At 40.5% G+C, this 14,199-nt stretch carries 17 protein-coding genes; 5 read left to right on the plus strand and 12 right to left on the minus strand.

The window, feature by feature from the left end; genetic code table 11:
* Positions 1-17 precede the first annotated feature (17 nt).
* Positions 18-257: a YlbE-like family protein gene (locus ABN702_RS10810; RefSeq protein WP_386644204.1), complete on the minus strand. Its 240-nt coding sequence runs from the start codon at positions 255-257 to the stop codon at positions 18-20.
* Positions 258-280: 23 nt separating this feature from the next.
* Positions 281-682, minus strand: coding sequence for a YlbD family protein (locus tag ABN702_RS10815; protein WP_417900656.1), 402 nt, complete (start codon positions 680-682; stop codon positions 281-283).
* 134 nt (positions 683-816) lie between these two features.
* Between ABN702_RS10815 and ABN702_RS10820 the strand changes: the two genes are divergently transcribed.
* Both ABN702_RS10820 and ABN702_RS10825 read left to right on the plus strand, forming a co-directional pair.
* Positions 817-1,302 carry a PaaI family thioesterase gene (locus ABN702_RS10820; protein WP_417900657.1) on the plus strand — a complete coding sequence of 162 codons (486 nt, stop codon included), beginning with the start codon at positions 817-819 and terminating at the stop codon, positions 1,300-1,302.
* A 13-nt stretch (positions 1,303-1,315) separates the two neighbouring features.
* Entirely contained in the window at positions 1,316-1,669 is a 354-nt protein-coding gene (locus ABN702_RS10825) for a hypothetical protein (RefSeq protein ID WP_417900658.1), read from the plus strand.
* Positions 1,670-1,701: 32 nt separating this feature from the next.
* Here the strand turns inward: ABN702_RS10825 and ABN702_RS10830 are convergent, their stop codons facing one another.
* Together ABN702_RS10830 and ABN702_RS10835 are read right to left on the minus strand one after the other, a co-directional pair.
* Positions 1,702-2,775 (minus strand): CAP domain-containing protein, encoded by a 1,074-nt coding sequence (locus ABN702_RS10830; protein WP_417900878.1) that lies wholly within the window; start codon positions 2,773-2,775, stop codon positions 1,702-1,704.
* Between the two features lie 207 nt (positions 2,776-2,982).
* Positions 2,983-3,396 (minus strand): CBS domain-containing protein, encoded by a 414-nt coding sequence (locus tag ABN702_RS10835; protein WP_417900659.1) that lies wholly within the window; start codon positions 3,394-3,396, stop codon positions 2,983-2,985.
* A 230-nt stretch (positions 3,397-3,626) separates the two neighbouring features.
* Here ABN702_RS10835 and ABN702_RS10840 point away from each other — a divergent pair, with 230 nt between their 5' ends.
* Positions 3,627-3,983, plus strand: a complete 357-nt coding sequence (locus ABN702_RS10840; RefSeq protein ID WP_417900660.1) for a YugN family protein — start codon at positions 3,627-3,629, stop codon at positions 3,981-3,983.
* A 56-nt stretch (positions 3,984-4,039) separates the two neighbouring features.
* Here the strand turns inward: ABN702_RS10840 and ABN702_RS10845 are convergent, their stop codons facing one another.
* Complete coding sequence (locus tag ABN702_RS10845; protein WP_417900661.1) at positions 4,040-4,378, minus strand: Asp23/Gls24 family envelope stress response protein; 339 nt, start codon at positions 4,376-4,378, stop codon at positions 4,040-4,042.
* 212 nt (positions 4,379-4,590) lie between these two features.
* On the opposite strand from ABN702_RS10845, the gene ytvI reads away from it, so the two are divergent.
* A complete protein-coding gene (gene ytvI / locus ABN702_RS10850; RefSeq protein ID WP_417900662.1) occupies positions 4,591-5,649 on the plus strand; it encodes a sporulation integral membrane protein YtvI in 1,059 nt (352 codons plus the stop codon).
* Between the two features lie 71 nt (positions 5,650-5,720).
* Here the strand turns inward: ytvI and ABN702_RS10855 are convergent, their stop codons facing one another.
* From ABN702_RS10855 to cyoE, 7 genes are all read right to left on the minus strand, one after another.
* On the minus strand, positions 5,721-6,188 hold the full coding sequence (locus ABN702_RS10855) for a DUF420 domain-containing protein (protein ID WP_417900663.1): 468 nt from the start codon (positions 6,186-6,188) through the stop codon (positions 5,721-5,723).
* Between the two features lie 154 nt (positions 6,189-6,342).
* Complete coding sequence (gene ctaG / locus ABN702_RS10860; protein WP_417900664.1) at positions 6,343-7,251, minus strand: cytochrome c oxidase assembly factor CtaG; 909 nt, start codon at positions 7,249-7,251, stop codon at positions 6,343-6,345.
* A gap of 241 nt (positions 7,252-7,492) precedes the next feature.
* Positions 7,493-7,822 (minus strand): cytochrome c oxidase subunit IVB, encoded by a 330-nt coding sequence (gene ctaF, locus ABN702_RS10865; RefSeq protein WP_204418502.1) that lies wholly within the window; start codon positions 7,820-7,822, stop codon positions 7,493-7,495.
* 6 nt (positions 7,823-7,828) lie between these two features.
* Positions 7,829-8,446, minus strand: coding sequence for a cytochrome c oxidase subunit III (gene ctaE, locus ABN702_RS10870; RefSeq protein WP_417900665.1), 618 nt, complete (start codon positions 8,444-8,446; stop codon positions 7,829-7,831).
* Complete coding sequence (gene ctaD / locus ABN702_RS10875) at positions 8,446-10,317, minus strand: cytochrome c oxidase subunit I (protein WP_417900666.1); 1,872 nt, start codon at positions 10,315-10,317, stop codon at positions 8,446-8,448. Before ctaD ends, ctaE begins: the two co-directional genes overlap by 1 nt.
* Before the next feature lie 25 nt (positions 10,318-10,342).
* Positions 10,343-11,392 carry a cytochrome c oxidase subunit II gene (gene coxB, locus ABN702_RS10880; RefSeq protein ID WP_417900667.1) on the minus strand — a complete coding sequence of 350 codons (1,050 nt, stop codon included), beginning with the start codon at positions 11,390-11,392 and terminating at the stop codon, positions 10,343-10,345.
* Positions 11,393-11,795: 403 nt separating this feature from the next.
* The gene (gene cyoE, locus ABN702_RS10885; RefSeq protein WP_417900668.1) at positions 11,796-12,731 is read right to left on the minus strand and encodes a heme o synthase; all 936 of its coding nucleotides are present in this window, start codon (positions 12,729-12,731) and stop codon (positions 11,796-11,798) included.
* A gap of 501 nt (positions 12,732-13,232) precedes the next feature.
* Between cyoE and ABN702_RS10890 the strand changes: the two genes are divergently transcribed.
* On the plus strand, positions 13,233-14,150 hold the full coding sequence (locus ABN702_RS10890; RefSeq protein ID WP_417900669.1) for a COX15/CtaA family protein: 918 nt from the start codon (positions 13,233-13,235) through the stop codon (positions 14,148-14,150).
* Positions 14,151-14,199: the final 49 nt, after the last annotated feature.

Raw genomic sequence — 14,199 nt, forward strand, 5'->3', positions numbered from 1 at the left:
ATCAAGTTTTATTTTGTTCAATCCATATTCTTCATGGTCTGAAACATATGCACCATCATGGACGCCATCTGGACGGAATTCTGGAATTTTTCTACCTTGTGGGGAATGGTCTGTTTGTAATAGTGCATGGATGATAACTCAAAATCATTTAGTTTTTCAGGGTTTCTCGTCAGTGTTCGATACCAGGATGGCTGTTCACGCAAGTATGACTTTAATGTTTTTTTCTTTTGGATATATTCGTACACATCTTTTCTCATGATCTTCATCCATTCCTATCAGCTTAATCTTTTCGAAACGAAAAAGGATTTTTGGCACCTTGGGATGGCGAACTTCCCTTTGATGAGCTTGGGATAAACTGTTGAATGAGCTGTTGGATATTGCCTATTGCAGAGTTTACATTGGTTAGATGGTACTGCATCTGATTCATATCCATTTTCTTTAAAGATTGTAGTATTTGAGGAATAACATCTGATTTTGACTGCTTGGAGCTCTCCTCCTCCTCTGGAAGGTTGGGGTCCCGGAAGCTTTTCCAGCTTTCGTCCTCCTCCCCAAGCAAATACCATTCTTCAAAAAGCTCCTGCCAGGTTTTTTTGTTGCTTTTCACTTCCTGAGCAAGCTTCGGATGCTTTTTGACAAACGCTTTGAACTTTTCAATACTTGGGTGCTTTTCTTTCGTTGCCATTCTCTCACCTCTCTCCTCTATATGCCTAGTGTATTTTATTGAAAAAAAAGAAAAAGTGTTCGCCTATTTTTCTTTTCTTTCCATGACATTAATTGATAAGATGAGAGGAGACTGTTTAGAAAAGAGGAACAAAAATGGATTTAACACAACAATGGAACGATTTTTTAATAGATGCTACAGAGGAGGAGCGCGAGATTGCCTCTTTATACCTTGATAGCCTAAAGCGGAAAAAGGCGGGTAAGAATGGAACTCATATCGGTGCACTAATGGGGATCACGAGTGTGTTCCATGAGCCTGGTACATTGACAATGACCATTCCAAATACCGAGATTCTTCAGAATTCATTAGACATATTGCATGGCGGACTTACTGCCACTCTTCTTGATTCAGCAATGGGAACATTGGCCTTCAGGCTACTACCGGAAGATAAAGCAGCTGTTACCACCGAGATGAAAATCAACTATGTTGCAAAAGGCGTCGGAAATGAATTTAAATGTGTCGCAAATGTTATACATAAAGGCTCCAAGCTTCTGGTAATGGAAGGGAGAGTTTTCAGGGACGACCAAACATTGATTGCTCATGCTACCGGAAGCTTCTTCATTATCCCCAAAAAAGTGTAAAGAGGTTGTTTTTATGGTAACAGCAGTAATCATTCCTATTTTAATCCTGTATTTTTATTGGATTACGAAAAAAGAGAAAGTCAGGCAGCGTCGAAAATGGGAAGTTCTGGACCATGTTAGGCTGGAGGCCCGTTTACATGGTACCATCACCGACTTGAGGACAGTGAAAAAGCGCTATTACCATGAAATGTACATGATGGTAACCACCATTCGGCTACAGACCAACGACCGGACCGTTCCTGTGGTGCTTCGTCAACCATTCACTCAGGATTGGAAAGAAATAAACCTTCACTCCGGCAACGATGTATTGGTGGAGGGACAGTGGGAAAAAGACATGTTTATTGCTGGAAGCATAAAAAAAAGCTGAACATCGCGAGTGTCCTCCGATGTTCAGCTTTTTTACCATGTCTCAATGAAGTTCTGGGTATAATATTTTTCATTCACCCCTACTCCCAGATGGGTAAAACGTTCATTGAGCAAGGTTTTGCGGTGCCCTTCGCTATTGAGCCAGCCTTCGACGGCAGCTATTCCATCGACATACTGTGCCGCAATATTCTCCCCTGCATATTGAAATGGTACATTACCGGTTGTCAGTCTGTCAGAAAGACTTCCGGAAGTAGGAGACGTATGTGAAAAATAATCTGCATCCTTCATATCCTTACTGTGCAGAAAAGCAACATCTGCCGTTTCATCGTGCCACTCCACAGGAGCAAGCTCAAATCGGTGCCTGATCATATTGGTAAAATCGATGATCTGTTGTTCTGCCCCTGCTTCCACCGCTTTCCATTCCTCACGGTCCAGCTCCTTCGGGTCGAGCAATGGCCCCCGGTAAACCAGTTCATACGGCCGCTGCTTGATTAAAGTCTCGGCATTCAAATACCGTATACTCGAGAGCTTTTTATCAAAGCTGTCAAAGTATAATTGTACATACACATCCCCCAGCAGTACTAAAGGACGAGTCTGTAGCTCCTCTTCTTTCATTTCGAAACGATAGGAACCTTCTTCATATAAAACAGTGACAGAATCTGCAAAGGACCATTCCTCGTTAAGGGAATCATATGCTTGACCAATTCGGAAAGGACTGTTTTCACTGTTTGACCCTGTACTGAAAGCTGTTACCACTTTCCCGTTTTCCACTCCGAATTGAATATATTCTTCAGGATAATTATGATAGATATACCATTCATAGTCATAAGCGGATAGATCTTTTCTATCCGGTTCGCCGTAGGTATGCAATAGTTCACTGACAGATTTCCCGATAAATGATGCTATTCCTTCCACTGTGTCGGATGATTGGATTTTTGACTGGATCACGGCCTGCTCTTCCTCATTAGTGTCACCAGATTCAAGCTGTTCTGTTTGAGGCTGGTTGCCCAACAGTTCTTCCAGCTGCTCGGGCTCTACATTAACAAAGAGGTAAAGGCAGAAAGCAACAAACAATAGTATAAATAGTCCTCTCATTTTCCGGTCGATCCCTCCTTTTCTATTAATATATTTGATAGACTTCCTTTAGATTCTAATTATGTACACAAAATGGTAGATTTTTTATCTTTATCACTTTTATACCCAACTTCTGATGAATGAATACGCTTTTTTCCATATTTACTTCATTATAAAAGATTTGAAAGTGGAAGGACAAAAAAAAGACTGCAGCTTTTTATATTAACTGCAGTCTTCCTCTTATCTTTCGGAAATATCGCTTAAAGCTTCTCCAGCACTGTCATCTGACATTTGATTTACAGCAAGATCTCCTAAAGCCAATATTCCAATCAACTGTCCATGCTCCACCACAGGAAGTCTTCTGACTTGATGCTTGGCCATCAGATGGGCAGCTTCATCAACAGATGCTTCCGGAGTGATGGTTACCAGGTGATCACTCATCACATTGGTTACAGAATTGGAACCTGCATGCTTTTCAGCAATTCCTCTAACAACAAGGTCCCGGTCTGTTATCATTCCTACAAGCTGATTATTTTCCACAATAGGGATTGCTCCCACATTCAAATCCTTCATTTTCGTTGCAACTTCATATACATTGTCTAATGGTGTGCAAACATCTACATTCGTCGTCATTACTTCTCGTACTGTTTTCATTATGTCACCTCGTATTTTTCGATTAAATTGGATAGGATACATAGTAGAGGAGGAATCTTACTTCTCCTTCAGAGATAGTTTGACCATTTTCTACAAAATCATGACTTTTTCTAAAAAAGTGCGACGAAAAGGCGAGTTCGACTATTCCTTTATTGAAAGTTATCCTTATTCGTACTATTATTAACAAGGAGCGTACTTTTTTGGTAAGGATCGAAAGGGAGTGTACATACATGAGAATTGAAAACACTGGAATTGAAAATGAAGTAGTGGAATTATCCCGTTTAACGGATATCATGGAAGACTTAGGGTTCGTACTGGCAGGACAATGGGATTATGAGCGCGTTACATTTGATCGTAAATTCGAAAATAAAGGTGACGTATATTACTTGCGTGTCCAAGGCTTTGCTGTTGAAGGAGATGTTGGGGGATCTCATGCAATGATCAAACTGATGCCTCCACTTTTAGGTAAGCATTACTATCCTCATGGCGTGGAATATGGAGAAGGCGAAACTTTCCCCTCAAATGTTGTAGAGACATCCAAATCTCTATTGGTACAATCAAAAGAAAGAATGGATCAAATGAAATAAAATTCTGTATAGAGGGTGAGTTTGTTTGTGCATGGCACAGGCATTCCACCTTCTTTTTAATTTCTATAGACCTCCCCTACAAAGATACGGACCGATTTTACCTGATAACCTGTCATTACCTCTATCTCATTCTTGATATGCTGCTGTAATCTAATACAAACATCTGGGATGCTTGTGTTAAAAGCTACGGCAATAAATACATCTATTGTAACCAAATGTTCCTTTTCCAAATGAATAATGGCCGATTGCCTTTGTTCTTGTTGCAATAAGGAATATACTTTGCCGAGTAGTCTTGGCGCAATCTGTTTGATGCCCTCTATATCAGAAACACATATGGAAGTGATCGTTTGTAGCAGTAACGTGCTGACTTCAATCTGCCCTTTACTGATTTCCATAAAAGCCTCCTAGAATTTTGTCTTTACCAAATCATGATTGTGGTATAGAAAATGCGCTCCTATTGGCGATAGCTATATATTTCCCTTAAGGAAGCAATCATTATCATTTTTTGACTTCCTATACATAATTATTTTCCTACATACTATTATTTCAGTAAAATCCATACTATAATCTATATTAGAGAAGTATGTGTTTAGAAAGGAGTCATCCATTGTCCTCATTGTTTACGAAGAAAACGTTATTAATTGTTATTATCATTGCCGCAATCTGTGTGGTAGGTTATTTCATTTTACCGGTATCCATACCGATCATATTAGCACTTGTAACAACATTTTTTTTAGAACCAATTGTTAAACTTCTCCAGCAACGCGTCAACTTGAAAAGAAACCTTTCCGTCATGATTGTATTCCTTCTGTTTGTCGCTTCCATTGGAGCAGTTGGCTATTTTATTACTACTAAGGTGATTACAGAAGCAATCAATCTTGTGGAAAATGCTCCATCCTACATAAATGAAGTAAATAGAGTATGGCGAGATTTTCAAGTAGATCTTCATAATGCTTCTGAAGAACTGCCACCTGAAGTAGTGGATGCAATAAGTGACCAGGTGGAATCCTTCCTGTATGATCTTAGAATATTTTTGACGGACTTTTTGAATATCCAAAATATCAGCAGCCTCTTTACGGATATTCCTAATTATCTGGTCAGTTTTCTTGTTTATCTAATCGCCCTGTTCCTCTTCCTCATGGATATGCCGCGATTAAAGGTTGGATTCTATTCTCACTTGAAGGAGTCGACTGCCAATAAAGTCAAATTTATGACCTCTAGACTATCATATGTTGTATTTGGCTTCTTTAAAGCCCAGTTTTTGGTCAGTGTCATCATTTTTTTCGTTTCACTGGTTGGACTATGGATCATTGCACCTGAAACGGCTCTAATCATGTCTCTGATCATCTGGCTGATTGACTTCATCCCTATTATCGGTTCTATTGTCATCCTTGGCCCTTGGGCGATATTCCATCTCATAACGGGTGATATCGGACTCGGAACCCAGCTTACAGTTCTGGCCATCGTTCTTCTTATAATCAGAAGAACGGTGGAACCGAAAGTAATGGGAACACATATAGGTTTGTCCCCTCTTGCCACATTGATTGCGATGTATTTAGGCCTGAAGCTTCTCGGAATTCTGGGTTTCATTGTAGGGCCGCTGATCCTGATTGCATTCAATTCCGCACGAGAAGCTGGAATCATCAAGACAAATTTTAAAATATGATAAAAAAGGTGCTCGGAATTTTATCCGAACACCTTTTTTCATGTTTATTGCAAATTGTAGACAAGATGAAATTAAAATCCCAAAATGGCTTTAAAGACAGATGTCGTTTCTCCACCCTGATAAATCACATAGAGAAGCAGGTAAACTGCAACTCCAGTAATACCCGTAGAAAACCAGATAATACTTGTAATTGGTCCAAGTTTTCTATGCTTGGATAGGTTGTTTTTATATCCTGTCCATAATGTGATGATACCCATTACTGCTCCTATCGTTGCCAATGTTATGTGGAATAGCAGGAACAATGTATAGTAAATCTTAATATTATCCGGTCCGCCAAAGCTGGTATTACCGACGAATATCGTTCTTGAGGCATATATAATGAAAAAGATGATCGCAAATACCGCTGCAAGCAGCATGGTTCGCTTGTGTGCCTCAATCTTTCTTTTACTGATTAAATACCAACCGATACCGACAAAAATAGCACTTAGTACAATAAAAAAAGTACTGATGGTTGGTAGGATAGGAATTGAATAATCCATGTGTTTCTCCTCTCACACTTATGCTCTACTCAAGACTATTTTAAGTTAACTTTCATAAATCTTGCAATATGAAAGTAGAACGTTCATGATATTGTAAAATTCACTGACCTCAATAAAAAACAGCAACGTTGCATGGTTGCTGTCGAAGCTGTTGCTACTCCACTACTTTTGGATTCATCGATTGTGATAATTCCATCTCTTCTTTTTCTCTTTCACGGCGAGCCCATTGGAAGAACACATAGGCCAAAATGCTTCCGTACATGATTTCTTGAATGATTTTCATAATAACACCGCCAAGCTTTTGATCTTCAATAAGCGGAAGGGCGTTGAAGAGTTCCGGTCCACCCAGATCTAAGCCTGCCAATGTTCCAGCAGGTACACATAGCTCAAGTGCAGCCAGCCATGCAGTCAGTTCCGAGTAGGTCGCATAAAGCGGTTGATCGGCGAAAATGATTAATGCACATGCCGGTGTCAACAGTATTCCATCACCCATGATGTAGCCGATTTTCAGAATACCTGAAAGTCTCTGTTCTTCTGGAAGAGGATTAACAAGCGGCCACCACATGATGAAAGCAGCCAAAAACATCACGGCGGTGTAAGTCGTATGCAAAGTCATATCCACTTTCACAATGTCAAAAATAACTGGAATGTGATAGATGGAGAAAATGGCATTAAATACGATCAATGCAATCAAGGGCTTGGAGAAAAACCTGAAAACAGGCTTCACTACTGGCAGATTGATCGCTTTTCGTAGCAGCCATGCAGGCGTACCCATCAACAAAAGCGGTGGGATCACCAGGTAAAGTATTGCCATCTGCGTCATATGAGCGCTTAACATCAAGTGGCTCAGAAGATCGACTGGTGACCCTTTTACAAGATAGAACATGATTAAACTGATAATGAAAAAGGATCTCTGCTTATTCGTAATGGCTTCTGACTCCTTAAAATGCTTCCGTCCGCTTCCTGTTATATATAGATACAATGCAATGATTGCAATGGTCGTGACAAGTAAAAACGGGCTCCAGAGTGCCTGAAAGCCAAACATATCCAAGTTGCCTAACATGAAAGAAGTCACCTCAATTTTAATGGTGCCACATTGGACACTTATTTCCATACGACCATTATACTACACCCCCTTTCCCCCTTCAATGCGAGGCAGAGTCGTGTAGAGGTATGTCAGAGCAATTGTCATGAATTGGACATACGGAGAGGAGTTTGAACGCCTGGAATGGAACTCAACAAAGTATTCAAAGGTGCAATCAAAAAAAGCGGAGTACCAGATAACTGGTCTCCGCTTTTTCTTTTTACCACCAAATAATTGTCGTAAACGCTAAGATTGTAATCAATCCAACAGCTAATCCAGAGAATAGGAACAATGAAGGCACTTCATGACCTTTATGGTTCATATGCATGAAATAGTATAGTTGGAAAATACATTGTACCACTGCCATTAAAATGATAACTGGTACAATGAACAATTTAGACATTTCCGCTCCTACTGCCAAAAATGCAAGAAGCGTAAGGAAGATCATTAATACAAATGATACTACCTGATATTTCATTTCTTCCTTGCTCTTTTTACGACGATATGCTAAATCTACTTTTGGATTTCCGGTATTAGTTTGATTTGCCATATGTCATCACACCATTCCCATTAAGTATACTACAGTAAAGATGAACAACCATACAACGTCGATAAAGTGCCAGTATAAAGAAGCTACATAGAACTTTGGAGCATTGTACAGGTCAAGACCACGCTTCATGTTACGGATCAACAATGTACCGATCCATAAAAGACCAAAGAATACGTGGGCACCGTGAGTACCTACTAATGTATAGAACGCGGAACCGAATGCACTGCTAGTAAATGTGTGTCCCAAATGAATGTAGTGGTTGAATTCGTAAATTTCAAGGATTAGGAACGCTAATCCAAGTAACCAAGTAATCCCCATCCACAATTGCATTTTCTTGAAATTGAAGTTCTTCATGTGATACATAGCGTACACACTTGTTAATGAACTTGTTAAAAGAATCATGGTTGCCGCAAAAACTAGTGGTAAGTCAAAAAGTTCCTGAGTTGTTTTACCCCCAGCAGTCGAATCATTCAATGCAAGATATGTTGCAAACAAAGATGCAAATAGAACTGTTTCTCCCCCAAGGAAGAGCCAGAAGCCTAAAAATTTGTTTTTACCTTCAAGGGTCGCTTTTTCAGGCGATGCAGGAAAAGTTTCTGCAGTTAATTTTTCTTCTGTATGCATTATAACTTCGCCCCCTTGTCATCATCTTCAGCCAATAGATCTTCCTTATGAATATGATACCCATGATCGTCGATGACAGAACGGAAGAACATTGCGCCAAATGTAATTACCAATCCAAGAATCATCACAGGTAATCCCCATGCATAATCCAATCTGTACATTACACCAAACGCGGCTACAAAAAGACCGAACGAAATGATGAATGGAAGAATGGAACCATTAGGCATATGGATATCACCAACAGGCTCGGCTGGAGTCATACCCTTTTTGCCTTCCATTTTCTCCACCCAGAGTGGATCCAATCCACGAACAAGTGGAGTTTGCTTGAAGTTATATTCAGGCGGTGGTGATGGGATGGACCATTCCAAAGTACGGCCATAACCCCAAGCATCGCCAGCAACTGTCTGCTTGCTTAATGCTGTCTTTACAATGTTAATTACTAATACAATCGTTGCTAAAGCCATGAATGCAGCTCCGATTGAACTGATCAAGTTGGAAAGATCCCAACCTTGGTCCGCTTTGAACGTGAATACACGACGAGGCATACCCATCAGTCCAAGGAAATGCTGAATGAAGAATGTTAAATGGAAACCGAAGAAGAACAGCCAGAAAGTAATCTTTCCTAATGTTTCATCCAAGATTTTTCCAAAGATTTTTGGCCACCAGTAATGTAGACCAGCGAAAAGGCCAAATACTACGCCCCCTACAATTACATAGTGGAAGTGAGCTACTACAAAGTAAGAGTCATGATACTGATAGTCAGCAGCTGCTGATGCTAGCATTACCCCTGTTACCCCACCAAGTACGAACGTAGGGATAAAGGCTACAGACCAAAGCATTGCAGTATTGATTTTCAACTGTCCGCCCCACATTGTGAACATCCAGTTGAAGATTTTGATACCTGTTGGAACGGCAATCGCCATTGTTGCAACTGCGAAAATCGCATTCGCGATCGGACCAAGACCTGTTGTGAACATATGGTGAGCCCAAACCATGAATCCTAGGAAACCGATTAGAACGGTAGCGAATACCATGGATGAGTAACCGAATAGACGTTTTTTAGAGAATGTAGAGAATACATCCGAGAAAATACCGAAAGCAGGTAATACAAGGATGTATACCTCAGGATGTCCGAAAATCCAGAATAAATGCTCCCAGATAACCGTGTTACCACCCAATGCTGGATCAAAGAATGCCGATCCGAATAGACGGTCTAACATCATAAGTGCTAATCCAACCGTTAATGGAGGGAAAGCGAAAAGAATAAGTGCAGATGCTACAAACGTAGACCATGTGAAAAGTGGCATACGCATATAAGTCATACCAGGTGCACGCATATTGATGATGGTAACAAGGAAGTTGATACCACCAATTAACGTACCGATACCCGAGATTTGAAGACCAAGTGCATAAAAGTCAATACCATGACCGGGTGATGCCAGTGATAGAGACGCGTATGAAGTCCAACCTGCATCAGGTGCTCCTCCTAGGAACCAGCTAAGGTTAAGGAAGATTCCACCGAATAGGAACAACCAGAATCCGAGTGCATTAATGAATGGGAATGCTACGTCACGTGCACCGATCTGCAACGGAACAGCAGCGTTCATAAATGCAAACAATAACGGCATCGCTGCCAGGAATATCATGGTTGTACCATGCATTGTAAGTATTTCATTATATAATCCAGCTGCAATGAAGCCGCTATCCGGCACTGCCAGTTGGATACGGATAAGCATCGCTTCTATCCCACCGACGACAAAGAAGAATCCGCCGGCAATTAAGTAAAGGATGGCAATTTTCTTATGGTCAACCGTTGTCAGGTAATCCCATAGAGTTGCGCCAAATCCCTTTTTCTGTGCTAACGTACTCACAATGTAACCTCCTTTTCGTGAAAATCTATTCTACTTTTAGTCCTGATAAATATTCTACAAGTGCTTTAATTTCATTTGGTTTAAGTTCGTCGTAAGCACCAGTCATTTTGTTTCCTGGTTTAAACGTCTCTGGATCTTCCAGCCAATCAGCCAGGTTTTCCGGAGTATTCGCTTTGTGTCCAGCAACCATTTGTCTGTTGCCAAAGTTAGTCAGGTTAGGTGCAACACCCTTTTGGTCAGCAGATACCGCGTGACAGGTGATACAGCTTTGTTCGAAGATTTCTTCCCCTGCTTGCGCAAGTTCAGTTTCTGCAGTTGGCTCTGCATTCTTCATGTTTTCAATCCATTGATCGAACTCGTCGCGAGGAAGAGTTTTCACTTTAAAGTCCATTAATGCATGGGACGGTCCACAAAGCTCAGCGCATTTTCCGTAGAAAAGCTCTTCAGGTGCCTGCCCTACACGTTTAGAGTCGAACTCCAACCAGAACTTGTTTTCGTTTTCTGTATTCGTATCCATTTTCCCACCAGCAGAAGGAATCCAGAAAGAGTGCTTTACATCGCTTGCTTTAAGGTTGAAATAAATCTTCTCATCTGTTGGTACGTATAGGTCCTGACTTGTTACAACCTCTTGGTTAGGGTATTCAAACTCCCACCAGTACAAATGTGCAGTAACATTGACAACAAGTGCGTCAGTCTCTTTTTTCTCCATTTCCTTCACATCAGCCAATTGGAATGTGTAGGAAACAGTTGGAACTGCTAGGATCAATAATAGTAAAATCGGAATAACAGTCCAGGTAATTTCTAATTTGTGGCTTCCTTCTACTTGTTTAGGAATGCGCTCTTCTTCTCCATCACGTTGACGGAACTTAATCACAACGTAAACGAAGATAATGGAAACAACCACTACTACAAGAATCATAATTGCCGAACTTAACAAGATCAGTGATTTTTGCATATCTGCTACCTCACCAACCGGCTGAAGTGCAGATAGGAATGGTTTACCACAGCCTGCTAAGAATAGCGTCATTACACTAAAAAGCGATAGTATTCGCCAATTTGGTAGCCATTTCTTCATAGCTTAATCAAACCCCTCTTTCATATTTAGTAAGTGAAGTAGAATGTATTGATAAATTCCTTCCAATCGAAGAGAAAGAATTAAATCATAATTTGGAAAGCGAGAAGTGCTGGATGCAATTTGAGCGCATAAAACGATGCTCGGTAGTTGCAGGCAGGTTCTCTTCGCTTTTATGTAGCCTCGACAAGCATAAGGCATTTTCCGACAGAGGTTAACAGCAACATCTGCCGGAAAATGACTTATGGTGTCGAGGTCCATCACACATTCTGTCTTCATTTGATGAAAATTTTGCCTCTAGTTGTTACTATACCACAGCTTACACTCTTTCACCCTTCATCTTTAAAGTTTCCGTTAAAAAAAGACAGTCATTTCTTTATAGGAACTGGGCTTATACTGTCTTGTTTTAAAAAATTGTTACAATAATCATGGAAACAAAAAGGATGGTAAGATAATTCAAGGAATAGACGAACATCAATGTCGCCCACTTCATTTCATCCTTCATTCTAAATCCTGCGAGGCTTAATGCAAACCAGCCCAGATTCAGCAGGGTTGCCAATATGACAAAAGCAAGACCCAGGTCAAACATATAGAATGGCAATGGCAATAAACAAGCCACCCATACGAGCATTTGTCGTCTGGTTATGTTGAATCCATGCACGACAGGGAGCATTGGGATACCGGCACTCCGATATTCTTCACAGCGACGAATCGCGATTGCCAAGAAATGTGGAATCTGCCAAAGGAACATGATGAAAAACAGCATCCATGCAATCAATGAAAGGTCCGGATCCACTGCTGCCCAGCCAATTAGCGGAGGGACCGCACCCGAAATACTGCCTATCACAGTATTTAAAGTATTCCTTCTTTTGGACCACATAGAATAGAGGACCACATAAGTGAAGGCTCCTATCAAACCAATAATGGCTGCAGTATATGTTGTCAGTGCTAATAGAATAGTACCGATTACTGTTAAAGCCAGACCAAGATAAAGTGCACCTACCGGATTCATTCGACCTGTTACGGTAGGACGGTTTTTGGTTCTCTTCATTAGATGGTCGATATCGCGATCGATATAGTTGTTAAGGCTACAGGAGCCGGCTACTACCAGTGAAGAACCGATGATTGTGAGTAGAACAACATCTATATTGGCTATAAAACTTCTTTGGGTAAAAAACAATGCTAACCAAAGCCCAGTAAAAGTAGTAATAAAATTAGAATTGACAATTCCTATTTTAATAAGCGCTAAGAAGTCCTTCCAAACAGAATTCACTTCTTTATCTTGAGGACGGTCACCTGACAAAGAAGCAGATGCTTGATCCAAAGTCCTCAATTTTGCCATTTGTATTCCTCCTTTGAACCTTGGTCCATACATGATAAACACATAATATCCTGTACATTCAGGATTGAATCCGTTTCCACTAAGGAACTTTGAGATAGTGTAAAACACACGAAAACACAAGGATGTTAAGTAACATTCTCTCTGTATATTAAATCATATTTGCCTAAAACATTGTGAATTATATTTGAAGAAAATATGACTAATTTGTGTCACCTACACAGAATATTACCTACACTCTCTAAATCAGTATATAATAGGGTTTGTTGACCATATTGTCGATTGGACAGCTACCATTTCAACATGTCCCATATATATTTCTAGCAAACTCCTCACCATTATTCAACCTTTTTCACGATAATAAATTCGCTTTTGTAGCTTTAGGTTGGTTATTGTCATTTTCCGTTACATTGTGTAGTATTGGGAGGACGTTTACTATTTTACCATTTCTGCTTGTTTATATATATATGGGAGAAATAAATTCTTTGTTAGAAGGTGAATCGGTTGTATAGATTATTGAAATGGTTCGCCGTTTGTACTTCTATTATCATGCTTTTTGTACTTATTGGGGGAGCGCTAGTCACAAAAACCGGATCTGGCATGGGTTGCGGAAGATCATGGCCACTATGCCACGGCGAACTTATACCTAGCAATATCGATTTTGCACTGGTTGTCGAGCTGAGCCATCGTATTGTTTCAGGCTTGGCTGCAATTGTGGTATTGGTCCTTTCAATTTGGGCCTGGAGGGTAATCGGCCATAAAAGAGAAACGAAATTCCTTGCGTTGCTTTCATTTGCCGTACTCATGCTACAGGCTCTTATCGGGGCAGCTGCCGTAATCTGGGGACAGTCATCGGCTGTATTAGCGCTACATTTCGGAATTTCTCTAGTATCGTTCGCATCTGTCTTTCTGTTAACGTTACTTATCTTCGAAGCGGACAAGCGATTTGACGCAGAAACATTGATCATTGACCGCCGTATGTCTTTTCACATCATTGGAATCATCACCTATTGTTATATGGTTGTCTATTCTGGCGCTTTGGTCCGTCACGTCGGTGCAAGCTTAGCATGCCCTACATGGCCGACATGTACCCGAAATGGACTTGGCCTCCCTACACAAATGCATGAATGGATTCAAATGGGGCACCGGGCCGCTGCAGGACTCATCGTAGTCTGGATCTTGTATGTAGCAATTCTCGCTTTCAGGAAGTACAAGCATCAACCAGTCATTTATAAAGGTTGGATGGTTTGTGCAGTGTTGGTTTTATTGCAGGCGACGACAGGTGCATTAGTCGTATTTACAAAATTGAATATTTTTGTTTCACTTTTACATGCCCTGATCATTTCCTGTCTCTTTGGAGTACTTAGCTATCTATTGATGCTAGTGACAAGAAATAAAGTGAATAGGCAAAAACAACAATAAAAGCGAGCGGATCAACTATCAGATCCCTCGCTTTTTTCTTTTGCTTTAT

Origin of the sequence: Bacillus haimaensis, from assembly GCF_048270625.1 — a bacterium.
Lineage (GTDB): Bacteria > Bacillota > Bacilli > Bacillales > Bacillaceae_I > Sutcliffiella_A > Sutcliffiella_A haimaensis.